At 68.2% G+C, this 23,559-nt stretch carries 16 protein-coding genes and 8 pseudogenes; 12 read left to right on the top strand and 12 right to left on the bottom strand.

Annotated elements, in window-relative coordinates; all coding sequences use genetic code 11:
• The first annotated feature begins 822 nt into the window (after positions 1 to 822).
• Together ACIBW6_RS30310 and ACIBW6_RS30315 are read left to right on the top strand one after the other, a co-directional pair.
• On the top strand, positions 823 to 1,380 hold the full coding sequence (locus ACIBW6_RS30310; protein ID WP_399065195.1) for an HD domain-containing protein: 558 nt from the start codon (positions 823 to 825) through the stop codon (positions 1,378 to 1,380).
• Complete coding sequence (locus tag ACIBW6_RS30315) at positions 1,377 to 4,007, top strand: Helicase associated domain protein (protein ID WP_399065197.1); 2,631 nt, start codon at positions 1,377 to 1,379, stop codon at positions 4,005 to 4,007. The genes ACIBW6_RS30310 and ACIBW6_RS30315 overlap by 4 nt, the downstream gene beginning before the upstream one ends.
• 336 nt (positions 4,008 to 4,343) lie before the next feature.
• Here the strand turns inward: ACIBW6_RS30315 and ACIBW6_RS30320 are convergent.
• Positions 4,344 to 4,466: pseudogene (locus ACIBW6_RS30320) on the bottom strand (DUF2252 family protein); the annotation flags it as partial.
• Positions 4,467 to 4,687: 221 nt separating this feature from the next.
• On the opposite strand from ACIBW6_RS30320, the gene ACIBW6_RS30325 reads away from it, so the two are divergent.
• The 3 genes and pseudogenes from ACIBW6_RS30325 to ACIBW6_RS30335 form a co-directional block, all read left to right on the top strand.
• Positions 4,688 to 4,948, top strand: a complete 261-nt coding sequence (locus ACIBW6_RS30325) for a hypothetical protein (protein WP_399065200.1) — start codon at positions 4,688 to 4,690, stop codon at positions 4,946 to 4,948.
• Positions 4,949 to 5,120: 172 nt separating this feature from the next.
• Positions 5,121 to 5,885: pseudogene (locus ACIBW6_RS30330) on the top strand (DNA polymerase III subunit alpha); the annotation flags it as partial.
• Positions 5,857 to 6,553: pseudogene (locus ACIBW6_RS30335) on the top strand (hypothetical protein); the annotation flags it as partial. The pseudogenes ACIBW6_RS30330 and ACIBW6_RS30335, both read left to right, overlap by 29 nt.
• 366 nt (positions 6,554 to 6,919) lie before the next feature.
• On the opposite strand, the pseudogene ACIBW6_RS30340 reads toward ACIBW6_RS30335, so the two are convergent.
• Positions 6,920 to 7,489 (bottom strand): annotated as a pseudogene (locus ACIBW6_RS30340) (LexA family protein).
• Between the two features lie 602 nt (positions 7,490 to 8,091).
• Here ACIBW6_RS30340 and ACIBW6_RS30345 point away from each other — a divergent pair.
• Positions 8,092 to 8,241, top strand: a complete 150-nt coding sequence (locus tag ACIBW6_RS30345; RefSeq protein WP_399065202.1) for a hypothetical protein — start codon at positions 8,092 to 8,094, stop codon at positions 8,239 to 8,241.
• 533 nt (positions 8,242 to 8,774) lie between these two features.
• On the opposite strand, the gene ACIBW6_RS30350 is transcribed toward ACIBW6_RS30345, so the two are convergent.
• On the bottom strand, positions 8,775 to 10,313 hold the full coding sequence (locus ACIBW6_RS30350) for a hypothetical protein (protein ID WP_399065204.1): 1,539 nt from the start codon (positions 10,311 to 10,313) through the stop codon (positions 8,775 to 8,777).
• A 153-nt stretch (positions 10,314 to 10,466) separates the two neighbouring features.
• On the opposite strand from ACIBW6_RS30350, the gene ACIBW6_RS30355 reads away from it, so the two are divergent.
• The gene (locus ACIBW6_RS30355) at positions 10,467 to 10,637 is read left to right on the top strand and encodes a hypothetical protein (RefSeq protein ID WP_399065206.1); all 171 of its coding nucleotides are present in this window, start codon (positions 10,467 to 10,469) and stop codon (positions 10,635 to 10,637) included.
• A 95-nt stretch (positions 10,638 to 10,732) separates the two neighbouring features.
• Positions 10,733 to 10,951 (top strand): hypothetical protein, encoded by a 219-nt coding sequence (locus ACIBW6_RS30360; protein WP_399065208.1) that lies wholly within the window; start codon positions 10,733 to 10,735, stop codon positions 10,949 to 10,951.
• A gap of 1,592 nt (positions 10,952 to 12,543) precedes the next feature.
• Here the strand turns inward: ACIBW6_RS30360 and ACIBW6_RS30365 are convergent.
• The 7 genes from ACIBW6_RS30365 to ACIBW6_RS30395 form a co-directional block, all read right to left on the bottom strand.
• On the bottom strand, positions 12,544 to 15,957 hold the full coding sequence (locus ACIBW6_RS30365) for an RHS repeat-associated core domain-containing protein (protein ID WP_399065210.1): 3,414 nt from the start codon (positions 15,955 to 15,957) through the stop codon (positions 12,544 to 12,546).
• A 376-nt stretch (positions 15,958 to 16,333) separates the two neighbouring features.
• Positions 16,334 to 16,747: a hypothetical protein gene (locus ACIBW6_RS30370; protein WP_399065212.1), complete on the bottom strand. Its 414-nt coding sequence runs from the start codon at positions 16,745 to 16,747 to the stop codon at positions 16,334 to 16,336.
• Positions 16,731 to 16,958: a hypothetical protein gene (locus ACIBW6_RS30375; RefSeq protein ID WP_399065215.1), complete on the bottom strand. Its 228-nt coding sequence runs from the start codon at positions 16,956 to 16,958 to the stop codon at positions 16,731 to 16,733. Before ACIBW6_RS30375 ends, ACIBW6_RS30370 begins: the two co-directional genes overlap by 17 nt.
• A gap of 60 nt (positions 16,959 to 17,018) precedes the next feature.
• Positions 17,019 to 17,540, bottom strand: a complete 522-nt coding sequence (locus ACIBW6_RS30380) for an MBF2 family protein (RefSeq protein ID WP_399065218.1) — start codon at positions 17,538 to 17,540, stop codon at positions 17,019 to 17,021.
• A gap of 97 nt (positions 17,541 to 17,637) precedes the next feature.
• Complete coding sequence (locus ACIBW6_RS30385; RefSeq protein WP_399065219.1) at positions 17,638 to 18,381, bottom strand: DUF1524 domain-containing protein; 744 nt, start codon at positions 18,379 to 18,381, stop codon at positions 17,638 to 17,640.
• Between the two features lie 357 nt (positions 18,382 to 18,738).
• Entirely contained in the window at positions 18,739 to 19,080 is a 342-nt protein-coding gene (locus ACIBW6_RS30390) for a hypothetical protein (protein WP_399065221.1), read from the bottom strand.
• Positions 19,081 to 19,127: 47 nt separating this feature from the next.
• A complete protein-coding gene (locus tag ACIBW6_RS30395) occupies positions 19,128 to 19,598 on the bottom strand; it encodes a hypothetical protein (protein WP_399065223.1) in 471 nt (156 codons plus the stop codon).
• A gap of 535 nt (positions 19,599 to 20,133) precedes the next feature.
• Here ACIBW6_RS30395 and ACIBW6_RS30400 point away from each other — a divergent pair.
• The 4 genes and pseudogenes from ACIBW6_RS30400 (at position 20,134) to ACIBW6_RS30415 (ending at position 22,528) form a co-directional block, all read left to right on the top strand.
• On the top strand, positions 20,134 to 20,280 hold the full coding sequence (locus ACIBW6_RS30400) for a DEAD/DEAH box helicase family protein (RefSeq protein WP_399065225.1): 147 nt from the start codon (positions 20,134 to 20,136) through the stop codon (positions 20,278 to 20,280).
• Between the two features lie 350 nt (positions 20,281 to 20,630).
• Positions 20,631 to 21,152 (top strand): annotated as a pseudogene (locus tag ACIBW6_RS30405) (helicase); the annotation flags it as partial.
• Between the two features lie 427 nt (positions 21,153 to 21,579).
• Positions 21,580 to 21,993, top strand: a pseudogene (locus ACIBW6_RS30410) (helicase associated domain-containing protein); the annotation flags it as partial.
• Positions 21,994 to 22,354: 361 nt separating this feature from the next.
• Positions 22,355 to 22,528 carry a helicase associated domain-containing protein gene (locus ACIBW6_RS30415; RefSeq protein ID WP_399065228.1) on the top strand — a complete coding sequence of 58 codons (174 nt, stop codon included), beginning with the start codon at positions 22,355 to 22,357 and terminating at the stop codon, positions 22,526 to 22,528.
• A gap of 100 nt (positions 22,529 to 22,628) precedes the next feature.
• On the opposite strand, the pseudogene ACIBW6_RS30420 reads toward ACIBW6_RS30415, so the two are convergent.
• Positions 22,629 to 22,997, bottom strand: a pseudogene (locus tag ACIBW6_RS30420) (transposase); the annotation flags it as partial.
• Positions 22,994 to 23,531, bottom strand: a pseudogene (locus ACIBW6_RS30425) (winged helix-turn-helix domain-containing protein). The pseudogenes ACIBW6_RS30420 and ACIBW6_RS30425, both read right to left, overlap by 4 nt.
• Positions 23,532 to 23,559: the final 28 nt, after the last annotated feature.

The raw sequence follows: 23,559 nt of genomic DNA on the forward strand, positions 1-23,559 counted from the left end.
CGCGCGGTCTGCTCCGCAGACACGACGCGCCGCCGCTACGCGGCGGGTACCGATGCTTCGCATCGGTACGATTCCCCGACTTCGTCGTGGAATCGGGCGTCACTCCGTGACGCCTGCCGGATCCGCTCCGCGGCCCGGCGGCTCGGCTCGCTCCGCGATCCGGCCTGACAGGTCCACGCTCCGCGCGGCCCTGAAAGACGGCTGGCTACACCAGGGGGTGGTCCTGGGATCCGGGCTGCCGTTGTCGATGCCTCCGGTTCGAGATCAGGATGTAGACGAACGCTGCTGGCACGAAGGCGAAGACGATGATCTGGTCTGCCTTCTGGCCGTCCACGATCCGATATACGAGGACAGCGATGCTCAGGCAGAGCATCGGCCAGTAGAACCACGGCACCCAACGCGCGCCTGGCCTGGCCCACGCCGGCACTTTCCGCCTCTTCATTCTCTTCATCAACGATCCGCCTCCCCCGGCTCGTGTGCCCGCGACGGCTGTCGGCAAGCGGACCCCGGAACCCGCCAGGATTGCTCCCTGCTACAGGAGTTCCACACGGGGTCGCCCTGCAACGTGCCCCTCGGTCATGGATCCCGGCCGGTGAAACGGTCAACTCCCGTCTTCGAAGATACCGATCCCGTACGGTTGCGGGACAACCTCTCCCAACCCACTGTGTCAAGGCGATGGCCCAGCTAGGCTCTGCACTCAAGATGCCTGCCCGATCGAGGTACACGCCCCTTGCCTGACACATGAGTGAGGGATGACGGATGGTGTGTAATTTTCGTCCCCCGCTGAATCCTGAACTCAGTGTCTAACCCCAGGAGGAAAGAATGCGTAACTCTGCTGAGGAAGTCAGTTCCGAAGATCACGGTGCGGTGATTTCCGTCGCGGAGGTTGACGCTCTGGCGGCTGCCGCGCATGCGGGCCAGGTCGACAAAATCGGTGTCCCCTATATCGAGCATGTGCGGGCGGTCGCGGCCGGCCTCGTCCCGTTCGGCGACGAGCTGGTGATGGCGGGGCTGCTGCACGACGTCCTCGAGGACACCGACATGAGCGCTGACGATCTGCTTCAGCGCGGGGTGCCTGCGCGGGTGGTGGAGATCGTGGAGGCGGTGACGAACCAGGCGGACATGGCCTACGAGGAGAAGATCCGCCGGATCACCGCCGATCCCCAGGCCACGCTGCTGAAGATCGCCGACAACGCGCACAACAGCCACCCCGACCGCGCCGCCCAACTACCAGCGGACAAGCGGGAACGGCTGGCGGCGAAGTACCGGGCCGCGCGGGCTGAGCTGTGGCCGGCGGCCGGTCAGGCGGACATCGAGGCGGTCGTGTCCCTCGTCAACCCCTCCCTGCTCTCCGAGCTCGACGGGCTGGGCCCGCGGTGACCGGGCGGGCCCCTGTACGGGCGCATGGGCAGGTTCTGCGGCCCCACCAGGTCGAGGCGGTCGACGCCGTCACGCGGGCGCTTCAGGGGCCCGCAGACGGCCGTCTGCCCGCCGAGAGGTTGCGGTGTCAGTGCATTGCCGCGACCGGCTCCGGCAAGACCCTCATCGCCGCCGCCACCGCCCAGCGCCTGGGGGCGCGGCGGGTGTTGGTGCTGGTGCCGACGCTGGATCTGCTGGTGCAGATGGCCACTGCCTGGCGGCGGGACGGTGGTCGGGGCGGGGCGATGGTCGGGGTGTGCTCCCTGCCCGCGAAGGACTCCGGTGGCCTGCCCTGCACGACCGACGAGGCGGAACTCGCCGACTGGGTGCGGGACCTGGACACCGCGACCCTGTTCGGCACGTACGCGTCCGTCGACGTAGTGCGCAAGGCACACGCGCTCGGCCTAGCCGAGTTCGACCTGGTGGTGGTCGACGAGGCGCACCGCACCAGCGGGGACGGCCTGAAGCCGTGGGCCGCCGTCCACGACCAGGACAAGCTGCATGCGGCCCGGCGGCTGTACATGACGGCCACGCCCCGCGTGTGGGCCCCTCCTGGTGGCGGTGACGGTGGCCAGGGTGGGGAGGCGCGGTTGGTAGCGAGCATGAGTGAGGACTCGCCCGTCTTCGGCCCCGTCGCCTACAAGCTCACGCTGTCGGAGGCGATCGAGCACGGACTGATCGCCCCTTATCAAGTCGTGTGCGTCGACATCCGCGACCCCGAATACGGGCACCGCGCGCAGTTGGGGTCGGGGACGCAGCGGGTGCGCGGGGCGCGGTTGGCGGCGTTGCAGGCCGGAGTGCTGACCGCGGCCGCGCGGGAGAACCTGCGCAAGCTGCTCACCTTCCACTCCCGCGTCGCGAAAGCCGAAGCCATGGCCGCCGGGATCGGCGACGCCGCGGCGCGGCTGTGGGAGGAGGATCCGCAGACGTATCCGGATCCGAAGCGGGTGTGGGCGTCCTGGCTGCACGGCGAGCATCCGCCGGCGCACCGGCGGGCCGTGCTCAAGGAGTTCGCCTCCGACGTCATCGAGCGCCAGGAGCCCGAAGCAGGCGCAGTGCCTCGCCAGGGTGGGCCAGGCGTGCGGGGTGGCGGCAGGGCGGAGATGCTGCCTGCTGCCTTGCGGGTCCTTTCCTCCGTGAAAGTGCTAGGTGAAGGCGTCGATACCGCGAATTGTGATTCCGTCGCCTTTTGCGATGTACGCGGCTCCATGGTGGACATCGTGCAAATGGTCGGACGGGCCCTGCGCATGCAGCCAGGACAGGGAAAAATCGCATCCTTGGTGGTGCCGGTATTTCTCGGACCGGATGAAGATGCGGACAATCTGCTTACCTCTCCGGCCTATGGAGCCCTCGCGAAGGTCCTCGAGGCGCTCCGGGCGCACGACACTGAGACCATCGAGGCACTTGCTGACTCTCGTGCGCGCAGCGGGAGTTGGGAGGAGGAAGGGGCTGAAGGGGCTGGGGATGAGAGTTCCCTGGATGACGTCGATGCTCTGGAGGGGGTCGAGGCAGCCGAGGCGGTGAGTCCCCGGGCACAGGAGCTGCTGAGGTTCTCCACTCCTCGAGACCCGGCGGAGCTCGCGCGGTTCTTGCGGCTGCGGGTCCTGGAGCCGGAGGGCGCGTACTGGCTGCGCGGGATCGAGGCCGCGGCCCGCTACGTGAAGGAGTCCGAGGGCGGGCCGTTGAACGTGCCGTACGCCTTCGTCACGCCCGAGGACTGGGCGCCCGCGGGTTTCCCGCTCGGGGTGTGGCTGACCCACCAGCGGCGCTCCTACAAGGCCGGACGACTCGATGCTGAACGGGTCGCGGAGCTGGAAGAGTTGGGGATGGTGTGGGCGCCGCGCGAGGACGCATTCGCCGACGGCCTGGCCGCCGCGAAGGCCTGGGCGCAGGCACACGGACACTTCCTGCCGCCCGCCACGGCCGTGTGGAACGACTATCCCGTCGGGAAGTGGGCCAAGAACATGCGCGACGCGGCCAAGCTCGCCGACCAGATCTCCGAGCGCCGCGAGGCCGGCGAACCGGTGGGGTCGGTGGCCGGGGCGCTCATCGAGGAGCGGCGCCGGCTTCTCGATGACATCGACCCCGGCTGGTGCCCGGCCTGGGACGCGGGCTGGCAACGCTGCCTCCGCCTCGTACAATCCCACCTGGCCGACGGCGGAAGCCTGCCCACGAAGACGGGGGAGGTCGTGGTCCAGGGCGAGGACCTCGGACGGTGGGTCACCGCCCAGCGCTACGCCTTCGACCAGCTGACGGCCGCGCAGCAGTGGCTACTGGGAGTCCTTGGCATCGAGGCCGCCAAGGAGGAGGAGCGGCCGGTGAAACGGACCCAGGAAGACAAGTGGCGCCTGAACCTCGCCGCCGCCCGCCAGTTCCACGCCCGCGAAGGCCACCTCCACGTCCCCCGCAAACATGTCGAGGAGCTGCCCCTGGAACTGGCCGGGCCCGCCGCCACCGGACGCGAGACCACACCGGAGGAGACGATCCGGATCGATCTGGGGATGTGGGCCGCGAACGTACGGCGCAGGGCCGACAATCTCAGCGAGGAGCGGCGGTCAGCGCTGGACCAACTCGACATGCGCTGGTGAAGCGTCACATATGTCGTGAGCAAGCCGCACTTCGAGAGTGGTGCGCCCGCGGTGGCTGCGTCCGTTTAGGAAGGGTGTGGGTAGACAGAGACATCATGCCCGTCTGAAGGGCACCTGAGTGGACACGTACATGGGAGCACGGGGCCGTATTCACGACTTCGCTACGGGAGATCATCATCGCGCAGCGCGTCGAGCTGTGCCGCTGACGCCGGGGTCGGGTGGGCACGAAGCGGTTGCCGGTCGTCGAGGTCATGGTCCCAAGCGCGACGGGGTTGCACGTATAAGGGCTCTGGCCGCTCACCCTGCTGGTGCGGTCGTTCGGGTAGGGGTTGGCGTGTAGGAGAGGCAGGCCGTGCCCCGATAGAAGGCGAACGCGGAGGCGGCCATCTTGCGGAACTTCCCCCGGAACGCGGCGGGGTCCGCTGCAAGGAGCTCGCCGAACGCGGTGTCGAAGACGGCAAAGAATCCTCGCGGTGCCGTTCAGCAGTGGGCTGCGGAGATCACCACGCATCACGTCGGGTGGTCGACGGGGCAGCTCCGACGGCGCTGATTCGTGCGCAGCGTGCCCGCCGCGTGACGCGTGGACTGTCAGCAGCACCCCGCACAATGTTCCCGACGGCCTGACGGGCTCGCCGGTCGTTACGGCGGCGGCCCCCTGATCTCACCCAGGAGGCCGCCACATGTCGCAAGGACTGGCGCACCACCGATGGATGGAGGCCGAGATCCCTACCACTCCTGAGCCTACGGGCTCCCAAGGACAACAGCAGGCTGACGAGCCCGAACTGGGCCGCACCCCCAAGGCCGAACGCCCCACCGCAGCACGCCGTCACGCCCGACGGCTGCTGCACACCGCGACGGATGAACTGACCCGCATCACGGTCAAGGCAGGCCTGGGCGGCGTCGCGGTCGGTATCGCCTACGTGATTCACCACTGGCGCTGACCCCGTAGCTGGTGGGGTGCCCTGACTACAAGAAGTCTGGGATGCACCCCGCCAGCTCCATGGCGGCCAGATCAAGAACAAGGACACGCAGCACGGGTTCGCCACCATCTCCAGGATGCCCTGGGCTGTCCTTATCGCTGAGGGAGAGTGAGGTCGTCGTGCAGGCACGGGCGTGCAGGCGGCCTTCGAGTACCAGGACATCTTCGGCAATGACCGGTACTTCCTGGAGTTGATGGACCACGGCATCGAGATCGAGCGGCGGGTCCGCGACGGTCTCCTGGAGATCGGCAAGAAGCTCGGCATCCCGCCCCTGGTGACCAACGACTCGCACTACACGTACGCGCACGAGGCGACCGCGCACGACGCCCTGCTCTGCATCCAGACCGGCAAGAACCTCTCCGACCCGGACCGCTTCCGCTTCGACGGCACCGGCTACTACCTGAAGTCGACCGACGAGATGTACGCCGTCGACTCCTCGGACGCCTGGCAGGAGGGGTGCCGCAACACGCTCCTGGTCGCCGAGCAGATCGACACCACCGGCATGTTCGAGAAGCGCGACCTCATGCCGAAGTTCGACATCCCCGACGGCTTCACCGAGGTCACCTGGTTCCAGGAGGAGGTCCGCCGCGGCATGGAGCGCCGCTACCCGGGCGGCGTCCCCGAGGACCGGCAGAAGCAGGCCGAGTACGAGATGGACATCATCATCCAGATGGGGTTCCCGGGGTACTTCCTGGTCGTCGCCGACTTCATCATGTGGGCCAAGAACAACGGCATCGCGGTGGGCCCCGGCCGTGGCTCCGCGGCCGGTTCGATCGTCGCGTACGCCATGGGCATCACCGACCTCGACCCGATCACGCACGGACTGATCTTCGAGCGGTTCCTCAACCCCGAGCGCGTCTCCATGCCCGATGTCGACATCGACTTCGACGAGCGCAGGGCGCATCCACACCACCCCCGGCGTGCACCCGTACGACGAGGTGGAATGGGCGAGCCGAGACGTCGTCATGACCAATTGGCGCGACGGCTCGGTCAACTTCGAGCAGCGTGGCGTCGAGTTCCCCGAGTTCTGGTCGGTGAACGCGGTCAACATCGTCACCAGCACGTACTTCCGCAGTGCCGTCGGCACCCCGCAGCGCGAGGTGAGCCTCAAGCAGCTCATCGACCGCATCGTGAAGACGTATCGGAAGGCCGGCGAGGACTACAAGTACTTCTCTTCCCCCGCCGACGCCGAGATCTTCGAGCACGAGCTGGCCTACGCCCTCCTGCACCAGATCTTCAGCTTCAACTCGCCGGCGTGGTCCGACGTGGGCACGCCGCAGCCCCAGCAGGTCTCCGCCTGCTTCATCCTGTTCGTCGACGACTCCATGGAGTCGATCCTCGAAAATCGTCGAGCTGGTCATCACCGCGATGGACATCTCGATCTGCTTCGCGGACTTCCCAACGGAGAAGATCGGCGAGAAAACCCGCGCCTTCCGCCAGCTCGGCATCGGCTACGCGAACCTGGGCGCCCTGCTCATGGCGACCGGCCACGCCTACGACTCGGACGGCGGCCGCGCCCTCGCCGACGCGATCACCTCGCTGATGACGGGTACGTCGTACAAGCGCCCGGAGACGGCGACGGTCGAGGACGTCGAGGAGATGATGTCGGTGAGGTCTTCCCGAAGATGTCCAAGCAAGGCCCCACCCTCGCGGTCATGATGGACGCCTTCTCCATGGGTCTGCAGCACGACGTGCCGCTGGGGACGCACGTCTCGAAGTTCACCAACATGCCCGACAGAAGTACCCGCCGAGATGCCACGGCAGCGAGCCTACATGCCGGACTTCTGGTACACGACGGACCGGAACCAGGCGCGGCGCTCGCTCGCGGCGATCGACGCGGCGGCGAGGTTGCGCACCGAGCCAGGTCTGCGACCCGGACAGCTCTGGGCCCCGGAACCGGCGCAGTTCGTTCCGGGGCCCAGTCAGGGAGAGTCAGACGCGGCGGGAGGCCGCCACCACCTTGCCGAGGATCGTCGCCTCGTCGCCGGGTACGCCGCATTGTGCGGGAGGAGCCACACATGGTCGTCCTCGCGCTTGAAGCGCTTGACGATGGATGCGCCGTCGAGCATGGCCGCCACGATGTCACCGTTCTCCGCGACGGGCTGGCGGCGGACCGTGACCCAGTCGCCGTCGCAGATCACAGCCTCGCTCATCGAGTCACCGACGACCTTGAGGGCGAATAGCCAAGGGCTGCGTGCTGGGCAGGTCCGAGCCGCGCACCTCGTAGGCACGCGGGCGGTGCGGGTCGCGGCGCAGGAAGCCCTTGCGTTCGAGAGCCATCAGCTGGTGAGCCACCGACGACGTGCTGGACAGGCCGACGGCCTGGCCGATCTCCCGCATCGACGGCGGGTACCCGCGACGCTGCACCGAGTCCCGGATGACCTCGATCACACGACGCTGGCGGTCGGTGAGCCCCGAGCTGTCGGCGCGGATGCCTGGAGGTCGGCCGGGCAAGGAGCGGCCGGGCTTGGGCCCCTCCTGGGTCATGGCTGCGTCATTCACGGCATGCACCGGCTCGAGTCGTCCCTGGGCGCGGCCCTGGGCAGTGATCGTGGCACTGCCTGCGGTGTGGCCACGCCGGTCGGCACCACTCGAGAATGCCTCCCTAGCTAGCCAACGGTAGTTCCTTTCGAAAGGTTGCGCCAAACACACGTTCGAATGAAAAACCGTAGCCTACTCGTCGTGATCATGCGTCTGGAGTGTACGGCCAGCGGCCGGCAAGAGCGGCAATTCGGTGCAATCCGGTACGCTCCAGCGCCGAGGCTGACCCGCTCTTGGCCGCCCCCTTCTCGAGTGCGTCGCGCCGGTCCGAGTCATATCGGAACGGGCCGGACTCCGATCAAGGTCTTTGGCCTGTGGTGTTTCCGGGGAGTGTGCGTGCGACTCCGCTTTTGGCGACACGCTCTGGTGCCCCAAAGGCAGCCGAACCCCACATCTAGTGGTTGGATTGTCTTACCGGCCCAGGGGGTGTGGTCGCGGCGGTTTCGCGGCTGAGGACACGGCCTATGCTGGGACCGCTCCAACGGAACCTCACCGAGTTACCTCTCACCTTGAGAGGCAACCCCCGTTGTTATAGGGGTTCTTGGAACCGTTGGAGGTGCAATATGACGATGCCTGATGACCGGCAGTCGGTGAAGCGGCGCCAGAAGTGGATCAAGCCCCCGGGCAAGGTCCTGACGGCGTGGCTCACCGCTCTCGGAGCGGCAGGAACCGTCATCAAGATCGTGGTCGAGCTCGCATCCTTCTGGATGTGAACCGTGGCCCCGACCGCAGTGGCTGTGCTCATAACTGAGCCCGGCCGAGTACTAGGCGGCCGGGCTCATAGTTGAACCACGCGCGAGGGGTCGGACCGTTGGAGCGGTCCGGCCCTTCGTGGTTACAGGCCCTTACGGGCCGACGGGCCGTACGGACTGCGTACGACTCCACTACCGACCATAGCTCAGCATGCACGTCGTGCCAGCCAGCAGGGCCGGACAGATAAAGCCCGACTGCCTGGCACGGCCGAGGCACCGCCAGGCGCGGAGGATCTCGCGCGCGTCATGAGGCAACCTGGAAGGGGGCGCGCACCGATGAACAGCCCGGCCGCTCTGGCCGCAGGGGCAATCCTGATCTGGCTCGCCGACATCTCGCCTCGACTGTCCTACCGCCCCGAGCCCCGTACGCGCAGCTGGCCTGGGCAGCACCGCGCCAGCTGGTTGCCGTCAGCACCGTGGGACGCGGGGTGGCGTGGAACTGCAACTCGTCAGAGTGAGCACGGCCAGGGCAGAGGAAGCAGCAACGATCCGTCTCAGCGCTCGTGCCCGCGCGGTGCCCGGCGACGCAGGAAGCGGCGCACGCCCCGGCGGAAGGACATGAGTTCCGACAGATCCTCCTTCGGGCTCCAGTCCACTGCGTTGGCCACTTTGGCGTGCACAATCCGCTCGTAGGCGTCCCGGAAGGCCACAGCCTCATCGTTCGTAACCCCCATGACCTTGATCAGGGCCTCGAGATGTGGCCAGGCGTCGGGCAGCGTGTCGCCGTCGACCCATCGACCGACCGTGGCCCGCAGGACGTCGTCCCGCACTTCAGCAGGAAGCTCGTTGGCCAGCTGCCGCATCGTGTGCGGTCCCGGCGGGTCGTCGAGCTCGGCTGCAAGTTCGTCGGCCGAGGGCTGTGCCGCGTGCGCTGCACTGCGGCGCAGCAGCTGTCCCAGCGCCTTGGCCAGTGCTTCCGGGGTGTCGGCCGTGTGCAGGCCGGCGAGCAGAGCTGTGGAGGGGGCGTGACGGGCGGTGGGAGCGAGGGGCGCGGCCGGTGCGCTCGGGGAGCCGTCCGGTTGTGGCGCTGGGGCGGCGAGGGGGCTGGTGCGGGGTTTTCGCGGTTTGTCCAACGCCTGGTCGTGGACAACGTCTGCCGGGTCTCCGGCGTTCAGGACGGCTCCCTGCACGATGCGGGGCGCGGGGGCCTGGTCGTGGGGGCGGGTGTCTGGTTCGCCGAGTTCTTCGCCCAGTTCGTCCAGTTCGTCGTGGAGCGAGTCCATCTGCTCGCGGTTCGCGTCGAGGAATTCCTGGATGCGGTGCAGCGGGGGCAGCTGTAACTCGTCGGCGACGGTTTCCCCTGGCACGGAGGAAGGGGTCGGGCCTTCGAGCTGCGGGGAGGCGACGTGCCGCAGTTCGTTGCGCTGCTGGGCGACTTGCTTCTCCGCCGCCAGCCGCAGCCAGCGAGCCCGCTCGACGGCCTGCTGCGCCTGGCTGAGACTCTCGCCGGCCTGGCGCCGGTACTCGCGCGACATCTGCAGCTCGCGTTGCAGCTCGGCACGCACGTCCTCGCGTGCGCGTTCGCGCTCTCCTTCCAGCACGGTGATGCGCTGTTCCAGGACCGAGATCATGGCTTCCAGCTCCTCCCGCCGCCGCTCGGACGCCGACAGTGCCTGCATCGCTTCGATCTGGCGCAGGCGGGCATCGTCCAGGCGAAGCAGTGCAGCGGTAACAGGGTCGAGCTTGCGCTGGGCCGACAGCAGTCCGGAGAGGTCACCGCGGAGCGACGGGTTCTCCTCCTGATCCTGCAGCGCCTTCGCCGCCTGTTCGGCGGCCCGGAGCAGGGCCAGCCCGCGCTCCGCCTGGCGTTGCCGCATGACGGGCTCGTGCAGGTAGCGGTCCGTAACCCGCTTCACCAGGCTGGCTTCGGGCAGGCGGCTGCCGTCGCGGAACCCGCTCCAGGACGACCTGCCATAGGGAAGATCGCTCTCCAGCCGGCGCACCGTCACGCCCCGGGTGATCATCCGCAGCCAGCGGGCGAACTCGTTGGCCTGCTCCGTCCGCCCTCTCAGCTCCCCCAGTGGACGTCCCATCCACTCCCCCGTGTCCTGATGTCCAGGGACAAACCCGCGTTGTCCCTGGGCTAGCCGTCTCCACCTGCGGCAACGCATTCAGCCGTGATGGACAACGAAACCATGCCCCACGGTGAGTCTCCAGCACACCCATCCGACCCATGGAGACAGCCCATGCCCGCACCCAATTCCCCCCAGTCCCACGGCCGTTCCTGGCCGTACGTGGTCACTGCCGCCCTCGCTCTGGCCCTGCAGCAGGGATGGGAACCCGGCCAGGTCATCGCACTCACCGTCTGCCTGCTCACGCTCATCGCCCTCATCGCCTCCACCGGCGACCGCGAATAGCCCGCGGCCCCAAGGCAGGCACCCGCCCCCGCTGACGGCTGGTCCAAGCCCACCTGGCCGACCGCGGGAGCCTGCTTACGAAGGCGGGGAAGGTCATGGCCCAGGACGAGGACCTCGGACGCTGGGTCACCGCGCAGCGCTACGGCTTCGACCAGCTGGTACCGGCGCAGCAGTGGCTGCTGGGTGTCCTCGGTATCGAGGCGGCCGAAGCCGAGGAGCGGCCGGTGAAGCGAGCAACGGCGGTCGGCACTCGATGCACTCGGCATGCGCTGGTGAGGCTGGCAGTGAAACATCTGCGCGGGATTACGACATAACCCATGCGTCAGGCAGTCGACTCAGTAGAAGTAGCAAGGGTCCGGGCCGGACGACCTGGGCCCTTGCCGTGCCTTCTACAGGCACAGCGTCACATCTTCCTCTGATTACGACATCACTTGTGGGAGGTCACCGGCTCCCTTCGAAGGAAAGAGAAGGGGGTTGGCCCCTGGCATTCGGCCCCCCTGAACATCGGGTGAAGGCCCGGGCCTGTGCCCGGGCCTTCACCGTGCGCGCGTATCTCGTGCCCGGCCCTTGCTGTCCGGCTCCCCTCTTTGAGCCCTACGGGATGAACAAGCCGTCACCGGCAGGAGGAGACGCAAGCGCCCGGGTCCGTGCACGGTCTGTCCGCTGTCTTGCTGTGCCGCTGATTCCAAGCCGTCCACCTGCTGCCTCGAGGAGTCTCGATGACGACCGCCCCACACCTGAACCCTGTCGTTGCAACGTCCGCGTCGGATCCCGCTACTGTGGTGGCAGCCCCGGATGCCGCAGGCGCGGTACCGAGGGGGCGCCGACCGCGAGGCGTGTCACCCCACGCGGACGCCACCAGGCAGGTGGCCGTCACCCGCGCCCCTCGTCGTCCCCGGAGTACCCGTATGAGCCCCGCACGGCATTCTTCCGTCTCCCGGTCCGCACCCTCCATACCGATCACGCCGGAGCCCGGACCTGCGGCCGGGACCGGCGCGCAGCAGGCGGCCGGTCCGGCTGTCCCGCGCTGGCGCGGAGCGCTGTCCCTTGGCGCCGGTGCCCCCGTCCTGGCCCTGGCGGGGGCGGGGGCCCCGTGGTGGGTCGTCGCTGTCGTGGTCGGTCTGGCGGTCGTGGTGACGGGCGTGATCTGGCTGGCTCCCGTCCTCTTCCCGTCGGATTCCGAGCACAAGCGGGATCTGTGGCTGGAGTACCTGCACTACCGGGAGCGGCGTGCGCGACGCCGGGAGAGGGCAAGCAGGACCAGATCGCGTGCTGACCGCCGAAGCAGACGGCCCTCGTGACCAGCCCTGGAACTCGCGCCAGTGCGCCAGGCGGGGCGCACTATTACGACGGTACGTATGGACACCTCCCACGGACTCATACAGAGGTTGTCGGCCACATTTCTACGCATTCGGCAGTAGCTCTCGCACTGAACCACACGAGAAGGAGCACAAATATGCGACATTTATGTTAGATAACGCCCGTCGCGTAGAGGATGCCCGCCACGGCCAGGGCCGATCCGACGAGAATATACATCACCATGCCATATGCCTTCGCGACAGAGCCGCTCCGTTGACCGAATACCACTCTCGACTTCTCTTGATCTCCACGGGCAGAACGATCGGAAAGGGCAACGCAACCGACCCCGACCAAAATCATAAGCAGCCCAAAAGCTATGCGCATCAGTTCTTCGCTCTCTCACCCGGTAAGCGGAGGGGCCGTTCTCGGCCCCTCCGCAAGCTCAACTCAAGAAGTCGGTCATCGCTTCTTGCGCCACATGGACACGAAACCGAAGATGAAGATCGCAGCTACCACGATGACGAAGACCCAAGGCAGCCAGTTAGGACCATCTGGGCGCTTGTCCTGAGTCACGAGAACGGCGAGTGTCACCTGATGCCTCCGCGGGTTAGTACGTGTATTTCGCCATGGCTGAGCACTCCGGATCTGCGGAGCCACTGCCGAGCGAGTTCGAACCGTCAGTACCCCTTGCGTATGAGACACCGCCGGCCGAGCACTTTGCCTCGCCGGTGACACCTCGTTCAGCGTCTCCGTCGCTGATTTGGGCTCCCACGTCAATGCCCTTACCGGTCCCCAGGCCCGCAGCTGCTGAGGGGTGCCAACTGCCGTCCTGATTTTGGGTGATGCCGACCTCGCCGCACACAATTTTGCAGAACGAGACGGAGAAGCCCCAGGATGCGAGACCAGCCGGGTCGATGCGGTTGACGGGGTCGCCCTCGGCGTACAGGTAGGGGTTCTGTTCCTGGCCAGAGGGGTCGGGCTGGGTGAAGCGGCCGATGTTGGGGTCGTAGTAGCGGGCCGCGTAGTGGTAGAGACCGGTGGGGTCGTGGTAGCCGCCCGCGAACTGGTAGGGCTGCTCCACTGTTTCGCTGGTGTAGTCGGTGCGGGTGACGCCGCGGGGGCTGTAGGAGTACGTGTTGACCTTCGCGCCAGAGTCGTCGGCCACGCCGATGACGGAGCCGATGGCGTCGGTGAGGTAGTAGTACGCCTTGCCGCTGCGGGTCATGGAGTTCAGCGTGCCCCCGGGCTCGCGGACAAATCCCGTGTCCACGCCAGCCGTTGAGGCGCCGGCCAGGCCGATAGGACCGTTGTGGAAGTAGGTGCCGGCCAGCTGGATGCGTTCGCTCTGGTCGGTGGAGGCGTACTGGCCCCGGAAGTTGCGCCAGGAAAGCGTGACGGAGGTCATCTGGCTGTGGTCCGACCAGCTCGCGCCCAGGCGGGCATAGGTCTGGGTGGAGGCGCCGGTGGTTTCGTTGCCCGCCTTGTCGTAGGACCAGTCGCCGGCGCTCGAGCCGTTCTTGGCGGTGATCTGCTGGGCGTCGTTGACGGTGTAGGTGGTGCCGCGCGGGCAGCCGGGCGTGACGCCCTGGCTGGTGAGGTTGCCGGCGAGGTCGTAGCAGTACTGCCAGGCCTCGTTCAGCGTGGAGCCCTTGTTCTCCGCCGCGTAGGAGAAGCGGCCTGCCCCGTCGTAGGTGTAGGTCGTCTTGGTGCCCGCGGCGTTGTCGGTCCTGGTGCGGATCTTGTCGCCGTCAGTGCCTGCGTTGGTGCCGTAGCCGTAGGTGTAGGTGAGGTCGACCAGGGTGCCCTTGGCGCTGGTGGTTTTGATCGCCTTGGGGCGCATCGAATTGTCCAGCGTGTACGTCTGGGTGGTGCCGCCCGGGTACTTGGTGACCGTCCGCTTGTCGTTGCGGTTGTACTCGAACTTGGTCTCCCGCCCCTGCGGGTCCTTGAGGGAGGAAAGAGTGTTCACCTCGTTCCAGGCGTAGTCGGTCTTGCCGGCTGGGTCCTGGTAGAAGTCCACATTTCCGGCGGGCGTGTAGGCGAGCAGGGTCTGGGAGCCGTCCTGGAGCGTGCGGACCGTCTCGCGTTGCAGCGGGTCGAACTCGTACTTCACGGTGCCGGTGGAGTCGTCGCGCTGGCGCGGGTTGCCGTCGCCGTCGTACCAGTAGCGGACCGTGTCGTGGGTGGTGGAGACGGTCTTGATGCGGTCGAGGTTGTCGTAGGCGAACACCTTCTTGATGCCGCGGCCGTCAGTGATCGTCTCGGTGCGGCCCAGGCTGTCGTAGGTGTACGTCGTGGCTCCCAGCGGGGACGGCGGGGCCGCCTTGGTGAGGTTGCCCTGGTCGTCGTAGGTGAAGGACGTCTTCACCGTCTTCGACGACGACATCTTCGTCTCCTGCGCGCACCGCTGGCCCTCGAAGCCACCGCACGTGGGGCTGGCGGGGTTGTAGGTGTAGGAGACGTTGCCGCCGCCGGTGCCAGTCTGCGCGACCGACTTGGTGTTCCCGGCCGTGTCGTAGGTGAACTGGGTCTTCTCGCCGTCGGCGTTGGTGGAGTCCTTGGGTACGTCGCCGCCGGCGATGGTCTGCCAGCTGTTGCGGGTGATTCCGCCGGTGGGCTTGGTCGCGGTCTCCGGGTTGTTGCGGGTGTTGAAGTGGTACGCGGTGACGTTCCCGGCGGTGGAGCCGCTGCCCATGGCGTCGGTGGCGGTCTCGATGTTGCGGTTCGCGTCGTACTTCGTCGACCGCTTGCGGCCGAGCGCGTCGGTGACCTCGGTGACCTGCCCGTCCCCATCGTGCTTGTACGACGTCGCATGCTGCTCGGGGTCGGTGGCCTTCGTCGTCCCGGCCGCCGTCGGGCTCGAGGCGGTGTAGCTGTAGGTCCAGGTCGGGCCGGTGTGGCCGTCGCTGTTGAAGCCGGTCCCGCGCAGCATGGAGGTGACGCGGTTGGCGTCGTCGTAGGTGAAGACGGTGACGCGGCCCTCGGCTGTGGTGATCTTGGTGATGCGGCTGGAGGAGTCGTAGCCGAAGGTGGTCGTTTTGCCCTCGGCGTCGGTGGTGCGGGCCAGGTTGCCGTCCGGGTCGAGGTCAAAGACGGCGGTGCGGCCGGAGTTGTCCTTGGCCTGCCACTGCGAGGCGTTCGTCTTGACCAGGTCGATCCACCGCCCCGAACGGGTCTCGGTGAGCTTGAAGCCCAGATCGCCCTTGCCCTTGCCGTGCGGAGTGATGGTGATGGTGCCCTTGTTGCGGTCGGTGACCTTCGTAAAGGTGCCGTTCGCGTTGTACGTGTCCTTGGAGCCGGACTTCCAGTTGGTGACGGTGTAGGTGCCGTCGGCGTTCTTCTTGAGATCCTTGGAGTAGCCGGCCGGGGTCTTGAAGGTGCCGTCGCTGTTCTTGGTGAAGCGCACCGTGTCGCCCGAGGCGTCATACAGGATGGTCTCGTTGTCGAAGGTCTCCAGGTAGCGCTCGTACTGCTGCCACCAACGCTGGGAGACCGTGCCCCACGGGGCGTCCAGGCTGTTGTAGGTGCGGGCCAGCGTCAGGTCCTGCCCCACGCCCGCGATGGAGAAGTCGGTAGCCGCCAGCATCAGGTTGCCGGTCGAGAAGTCGATCCGGGCGGTGAGTGCGTCCGTGATCGCGAAATCGCTGATCCGGTGCCAGGGCACCGCGCCCTGTCCCTCGGGCACGTACGTCAGCAACGACGGTGCGGTGGTGCTGCGGGCGGCGGTGTCACTGCCGCCTCTTGCCCGCTCTTTCTGCGCCGCGCGCCAGGCCGCGACATCCTTCGACGGGGTGCGCTCGGCCTCGGACGTCACCGGCCTGTTCGGGCCGACCTGCACCTTGGGCATCGAGAACGACGGGGCGTCCTTGCCCCACGCCGAGGACGGGTCGTCCGCGGCGGCGGCGCCGGCCGCTGCGGGCAGCAGCGACACGGTCAGCGCGCCGGAGGCGAGCACCGCCAGCGCAGCCGTGCGGGATCTGTTCCGGGCACGCGAGAACCGCGCACCTAGGGTGCGTTGCATCAAGGCTTCCCCCCACAGGAAGACTTCGCGACCCCAGCGGCCACGAAGGGCACACACGTTCACATAGAAACCTCACAGAACGGCGCGTTGTTCCCCCAAAGTCACCCTTCATGCGGGCAGGAACGAGCCCCTCCCCTACCGGGAGCCAAAGCGACGCAAGAAAGACATATGCGGTCAGGTCTCGTACGCGAAGTACGCCCTCCACGCATGCAAATGACTGAAGGGTGACGGGAAACCCACGGCCACATCTCCTCACCATGTCCGGGACGCTCCCCATCGCGGCGGATTCGCCAGATGCGGGCGTGGTCAACCTGTCAGTGCCAGCACGGTTGCCACGGGCTGCGGGCCCGAAGGCGGCCCAGTGCCTCACCTTCGCTTAGCCACGCGGCGGCCACCGAGGGCCAGCCGGGAACGAGGGCGTAGAGCTCGGGGTGGGCGGCGGTGAAAGCGGCAGTGCAGGAGGGGGGTGCAGGAGGGGCAGGTGCGCGCCGAGCACATCGACGACCGCCTGGTCGTCTCCGCGGGCAGTCAGAACGGCGGCGGCCAGGTCCAGGACGTCGCCGGGCATCCAGCCGTCCTGGGAGGCGTGGGCGGCGGCGTAGTCCAGGAGCCAGTCCAGCGCGCGCACCGCCGGGCGGGACTCCAGCAGGCCCGCAGGCAGCTCCTGTTCCTCCCCGGCCGCCGGGCGGGTGAGGGGTTCGGCGAGGGTGTGCAGCCGGTCCAGGACCGTCGGGAGGTGACGCCGAGGTCGCCGCCGGTGCGCCACACGAAGGTCAGCGGGCCGGACCACGCCCGGCCGGCGTACTCGCCCGCGGCCGGTCGGCCGGCGGCAGGCCGGCCGCGGCGTCTGCCGCAGCGCGGTCGAGGACCGCGCGGGCCGGCAGCGGGCCCATATCCAGCACCGGGCCCAGGAAGAGCGTGGCGTGAAGGACGCAGACCTCGTCCAGGTCGACGAAGTCCGGCCAGGGGAGCCGGCCCGGCGTCTCGATGTCGCGGTTCACCCTCAGCGGTGCGCGGACTCGGCCGGCCGCCCAGCGCGCACCGCTGCATCTGAGCCGGGTTCAGCGCGTGCAGGCACCGTAGATTTCGACCCCGAACCTCAAGGGCTTGTTTCGCTCGTCAGTGAAGAGGCGGATTCTCACGCTGGTGTTGCCGATACCGCCGTCGACCACCTGTGCATAGCCCCCTTTGCCGTATCCCTGCCGGTCGTAGCCATGGATCGCGGTGATGGTGCAGCTCTTGCCGGGGGATGCGGAGGACTGTGGGCCCGGGTAGTCGATGAACTTCTCACGAACGGTCAAGAGGCGTCTCGGCTTGAAGACCCTCTCGTTGTGCAGCAGGACGTCCGAAGTGGTGCGGCAGCCCAGGAACTGGCTGTGCGCGCCGGGGAGGTCGTAGCTGGTGGGGAGGCAGTGGGGCGTGTCCGCTGTTGCGACGGGGCCGCCCGCCGCGGTGCTGAGCAGGGCACAGGCTGCCGCTGCTGCAGCCCGGGCGGCCCACCGGCCTCTTGCAGGCGGCCCCGGGCGGCGGGCCGCACTGGCGGGGGCAGGCGAGGTCACGCACAGCGGGGTGCTGCGGAACATGGTTCTCCTGGCGTCGACGGGTTGATGATCAGTGCATCCGACCGCACGGCCCGGGCGCCTGATCGCTCACCCGGGCAGGGGCGTGTGCCCCTCGGAATCAGTGCCCGGCGGCGCCGGCGTTCTGGCCGGCCCGTACGTACTCGACGTCCTGGTGCCCGCACTCCTGCGCCAGGCTCTTCAGCGCCGCTTTCTCCGCCCGGTCGGCGCTCAGCTGCCAGCGCAGCTTGGTGGCGGTCCAGTCCGCGGCGTAGGTGCAGCGGGCATCAGCGAGCGGGGGCAGCCACTGAGCCGGATCCTGGTCAGCCTTGGACCGGTTGGTTTTCGCGGTGACCGCGACTAGGGACCGCTCGGCGTCGAGGTCGTTGGCGTAGGCCTCACGCCGCTTGGGCGTCCACTTGGAGGCGCCGGAGTCCCAGGCCTCGGCGAGCGGCACCATGTCCAGGACGCGGGGATCGGTGACGGTCTTCCCGTCGTAGTACGAGAACCACGTGCCTGCTGTGACCCTGCAGGTGGGTTCAATGACCGGCTGGGTGCGGGACTCGCCGATGAGGACCTCCGCTCGGGTGTTGCACCGGTCCCGGTCGGCATCGACCCAGTGCCTGAACGCGGTCCGCACATACCCCTCACGGGACTCGGCAGCCCCCGGCAGCTGCGCGACGGCGTCAGTAAGCGGCAGGTGCCGCGGTGCAGGCCCTGCGGGCCCCGTTACAGCGTGGGCCGGTGCGGCAGAGACGGGCCCGGGCGTCGGCGCGGGCGAGGCGGAGGCGGGCGCGGTCGCGGCGGTAAGGGCGGGCAGGGCCAGCAGAGCGACGGCCAGGCCGCGCAGCACAGACATGGTCATGCCCCGGTGATAGCCGGACCGCGGCCGGGCCGGGGCACGGATGCGCCGGGGCCACCCGTGTGGGGGGATCAGTCATACCGAGGAAACGTCTTGCCTGACCTCCCCCGCGACCGCCCGCGGCCGAAACGTCCGGCTGTGCCCGGGTCATGAGGTCGGCGCGGGGCCGGCCGACAGTCGCGCGCACCGTGGCGGCGGGTACCGATCGCGCCCGGCCAGAGCCGGCATGGGCATCGGGCTACAGGCCGTCGCGCAGCCGCGGGTACAAGGAGCCGGGCACTTCCGGCTCAACGACGCGGGGCGGCACGACTCACAGATACGCGGGTTTGCTCGACCACGAACTCAGAATCCGCTTGACCGTCAGGCGACTCGGCGTCCCATCTTTGCCGACTTCCGGTTGTATCCCTTCGTGTCCCACCACTCCTCGAGGTGGGCATGGACGAGGTGCACGAGCTGGTGCAGCCGGTCGGCAGGGGGCGCGGGCGAGGTAAACACATCAGCCCAGGACTTGTCGTCCCAGGGCAGGGTGACCACCCAGTGTTCATCTGGATGGCTGGGGCGTCTCACGTACAGCTCGTACGTCAATGTCGCCCGGCGGTCCGCATGCTGCTCGACCGACAGTTGTGCGACATCGAACTGCACACCGTCAGCAGCCACGTAGGAGCTGCTCAGTGCCTGCTTGGCTGGTGTCTCTGCTGCCATGGCCGACACACCCTTCCTGTCTCGTCCCGCGTCCCCTGACCTGATTTCTAGCAGCGCGGGGTGCTGGCGACAGCCGGCTGGTTGACCTTGTAGGCGGTCAGCAGGTCGTTGGTTCCGGCCGGGGTGCCGATGATGGTGCGGAACTTCTCCACGCGCGGGCACTGGTTGAGGTACGTGGAGTAGCCGCCGCGGCCATTGGCGTCGCCGGACCAGATGGCCGCGTTGATCTTCCGGTCCATCGTGCTGTTCCAGCCGTGCCCCGCCTTGATGTGTTTCCAGCCCCACGTGCTCGTGCCGCAGCGGAGCGTGAAGGCCTTCGGGCCCCGGTAGTACTTCTTCAGGACGTAGGTACGGCTGTGACTCCTGCATTTGGCGTCGAAGCTGCTGGTTGCCGCCGCCAGGGCCCCTTCACTGGACCCCTGAGACGCGGCGGACGCCGAGCCGACTGCCGGAACGAGCAGAGCTGATATGGCCGCAGTGGCAGCCACCGCCGCCTTGAGCCCGACGGAAAAGGGCATGCGTTTCCCCCCTGTATTCCCCGTGGTCAGCGGAGAGTTGTTGAATAGGACGTCACCCTTATGGGGGACGCGAGGGCACCGTTTCATCACTGTCTGAACCCCGTCAAACACATATTGTGTCGGGCCGCCCCAGACACGGCTGCCGCATCTACCGCATCTTGCTTCGCTCACCTTCGACCACGCAGTAACAACATGGCTGCTCGGCCCAGCGCGGCCCTCCTGAGGCAGAGATGCACTCCGACCCTGGAAGGCAGGCTCAAAAAGCCACGCCGAACGCGGGGTAACGCCCTTACTGCGAGGAGCACACACTGCCCGAGAGCGAGAACACCACTACGAAATCTCACCCGCCCAGGGACGATCGAGAAGCCCGGGGCGGTTGCCCACACCAACTAGGAGAAGCACGCAGCAACATGACGAGCACGTGCCGCGTTGACCAGCGCGAGGCAGCCCAGCGAGAAGCCACGCGGTCGTGCGCGCCCTCGAATTGCCTGCAAGATCACTTGCGCCCGAGCGAGGGCTCCGGACGCAGGTGATCATGGCGACCGGGACCGGGAAGACCCGGGTGGCGGTCCGCAGCGCGGGGGAGCTCCACGCGGGCCGTGTGCTGGTGCTCGTGCCCTCTCTGGACCTGCTGGCGCAGACCGAGGCCGCGTGGCGCGAGGGGGCCGCCGGGGGCCGATGATCGGGGTGTCCTCGCTGCGGGGTGAGGAGGTGTCCTTCCCCAACACCACGGACGTGGACGAGCTGGTGGAGTGGACACGGGGCCTGGAGAAGGTGACCGTGTACGCCACGTACGCCAGCCTCGGTCTGGGCACGCTGGAGCGGGCGCACGCAGGGGGCCTCGCGGCCTGGGACTTGATCGTCGTGGACGAAGCCCACAGGGTTTCGGGCCGGATCGGGAAGCCATGGGCGGTCGTCCACGACAACCAGAAGATCCCGTCCCTGCGCCGCCTCTACATGACGGCCACGCCCCGGCTGTGGCAGCTCGGGGACGAGGACGAGGCCGGCGCCCCCGGCGAGCTGGTCGCGAGCATGGAAGACGACCCCGAGGGCCCCTTCGGCAGCCGCTGCTTCACCCTCACCCTCTCGGAGGCCATCGACCGGGGAATCTGTGCTCCCTACCAGGTCGTATGCGTGGATGTCACCGACACCGCGCCCCAGGCCGCGCAGCTCCTTGGCGCCGAAAGCCGCTCGGCAGAGGTCCGCGGGGCCCGGCTCACCGCTCTGCAGACCGCCCTGGTGAAGGCGTCGGCGGAGGAGAACTTCCGGCGCACGCTGGTCTTCCACCACGTGGTGAAGGAGGCCGAAGCGTTCGCGGCCGGCCTTCCCGACGTCGGCACGCAGCTGCACGCCAGCGACCCCGAGCTGTACCCCAAGACGATCTGGGCGGACTGGCTGTGCGGCGACCACAAGCCGCTCCACCGTCGCCGACTGCTCGGGGAGTTCGCGGCCGGGATCGCCACGAACGGCACCGTCGTGGAGAAGTGCTTCCTGTGCTCGGTGAAGGTCCTGGGCGAGGGCGTCGACACCAAGAACTGCGACTCCGTGTACTGGGCCGACGTACACGGCTCCATGCCCGACCTGGTCCAGGCCGTGGGGCGCGCCCTGCGGATGCAGCCGGGCGAGGGCAAGGTGGCCTCGCTCGTGGTGCCGGTACTGCTCGGGCCGGGCGAGACGGCGGACAACATGCTCACTTCTCGTGCCTTCGGCGGGCTGGCCAAGCTCTTGGAGGCGCTGCGGGCGCACGACGCGCGGATCGTGGAGAGCCTCGCGGAGCAGCAGGCCCCGAGCCGCTACAAGCCCGTCAGCAAGGACGACAGCGGGAAGAGCGCGGGGCGGGCGGGAGCGGCGAGGGCTCCGGGGGCGTCGCGCCCCCGCCAAGGCCCTGCTGAAGTTCAGTACGCCCCGCGACCCGGCCACCCTCGCCGCGTTCATCAACCTGCGGGTCCTCAACCCGGCGCACGAACACTGGCGGCGCGGCGTGGAGGCCGCCGTCATCTACGCCCGCGAGCACGGCGACCTCCGGGTGCCGTTCACGTTCCGCGTGCCCGCCGTCGACGACCAGGAGGCGGAAGGCGAAGGGTGGCCGGCCTCACTCGCCGGGGTCCCGCTCGGGCAGTGGACCGCCGACTGCCGCCGGTTCTACGCCCGCGGCGACATGGACGAGGACCGCGTCACACATTCGGAGAAGCTCGGCATGATCTGGTCGCACTACGACGTCGCGTGGGAGGAAGGTCTGTCCGCTACGCGCGGGCGGGCGGCCGAACACGGGCACCTCCGGGCCCCGCCGGACGCCACCTTCCAGGGCGCGAAGGTGGGCATCTTCCTGAAGAACGCGCGGGCCGCCGCCCGGAAGGCTGCCGAGATCGATCAGCGACGTGCCGAGGGGCTGCCGGTGGAGTCGTCGGCCGGGGCGCTGTCGGACGAGCCGCGTGAGCAACTGGAGGAGATCGACGCGTCCTGGTGCCCGAGCTGGCCGGTGACGTGGCAGCGGTGTTTTCACCTGGTCCGGGTGCACGTGAACACGGGCGAGGCGCTGCCCACCGAGGTGGGCGACGTCGTGCGCCAGGGCGAGGACCTCGGGCGGTGGGTGCAGTCCGTGCGGCTCGGCTGGGATCAGCTCACGACCGTGCAGCAGTGGATGTGCGAACAGGTCCTCGGGATCGAGCCCGCCAGCGAGGACGAGAAGCCCAAGCGCCGTACGCAGGCCGACAAGTGGGCGCTGAACTACGAGGCTGCCAAGCAGTTCTACGAGCGTGAGGGGCACCTCCAGGTCCCGAGGAAGCACATCGAGCGAATCGTCGGCGGAGGACCAGGAGGAGCGGGAACACAAGCTGGGTGCCTGGATCGGAAATCAGCGCAGCCGGGCGGCGACGCTGACACCGGAGCGGATGGACATGCTGTCCGCGATCGGTATGCGGTGGGCGTGAAATATTTCTAGTCATACGGGTCTGCTGCAAGGATGGGTGACAGGTTCGGTCACGCGGCCAGGGTGCGGTTGGCCGTGGTGGTGCGCCGCAGGGCGGATCAGATGCCCTCGACCGGGTTGAGGTCGGGTGTGCAGGGCGGTAGTTGATAGACGGTGAGCCAGTCGCGGTCGGCGATGTAGCGGCGCATGCCGGCGGTGAGGTGGGCGTTGAGGTTGTCCCAGACCAGCACGATCGGGCCGCCGAGCCGCTGGTGGGCGGCCTGTATCAGGTCGCGGTAGTCCTTCCAGGAGAAGCTTTGTGCCCGTCGGGCCGGGCGTCGGGGCAGGGCCGGTAGATCAGTTGTGAGGGTTCGCCGGCCTCGTAGCAGGACAGGGCGGCGACCGATAAGCGGCGGCGGGAGCGGCCCCGGACACGGATCACGGGGGGGGTGCCCGCGGCGGGACCAGGTGCGGGTGGTCGGCGGCGTCATCGAGAAGCCGGCCTCGTCCTCGAAGCCGAGCCAGGCGTGGAGCGCCGCCACGGTTCTTCCACGCTCGGCCAGGTCTCCTTCCCCCAGCCGGCCACCGCCGCCTCGTCCCGCTCGATCGCGCGGCGGGCGGGACCTGGCAGCTCCAGCCATGCCGCTGAGCAGGGCGGCCACCCCTTGCACGGTGTAGCTCTTATGGAAGCGGCGCCCAATCAGCGTCTTGATCCGCAACAGGGTCCAGGTCTGGTCCGGCCAGCCGTGCGCGACCGGCCCCTTGGCCAGCTCCCGCTCAAGTACGGCGAACAGCTCGTCGCTCAGCAGCGGCAGTGATGCCGGGCCCGTGGAGGCCAGGGCCCGGGGCCCGTTCTGCGACCAGGCTCTGCGTCAGTGCTGAACCGATCGGACGCTGACCCGCAGGTCGTGTGCGATGACCGAGTTCTCGTCGCCCTGGGCGAACCGCTCGGGCGACTCCATCCTCAACTTCTCGCGGACGACCCGCCGTTCCTCGGTCAGTCCACCCCCTTGCGCATACCTCATGCCGTCTGCATATCGCAGGGATCATGAG

It is taken from the genome of Streptomyces sp. NPDC049813 (genome assembly GCF_044465085.1).
Lineage (GTDB): Bacteria > Actinomycetota > Actinomycetes > Streptomycetales > Streptomycetaceae > Streptomyces.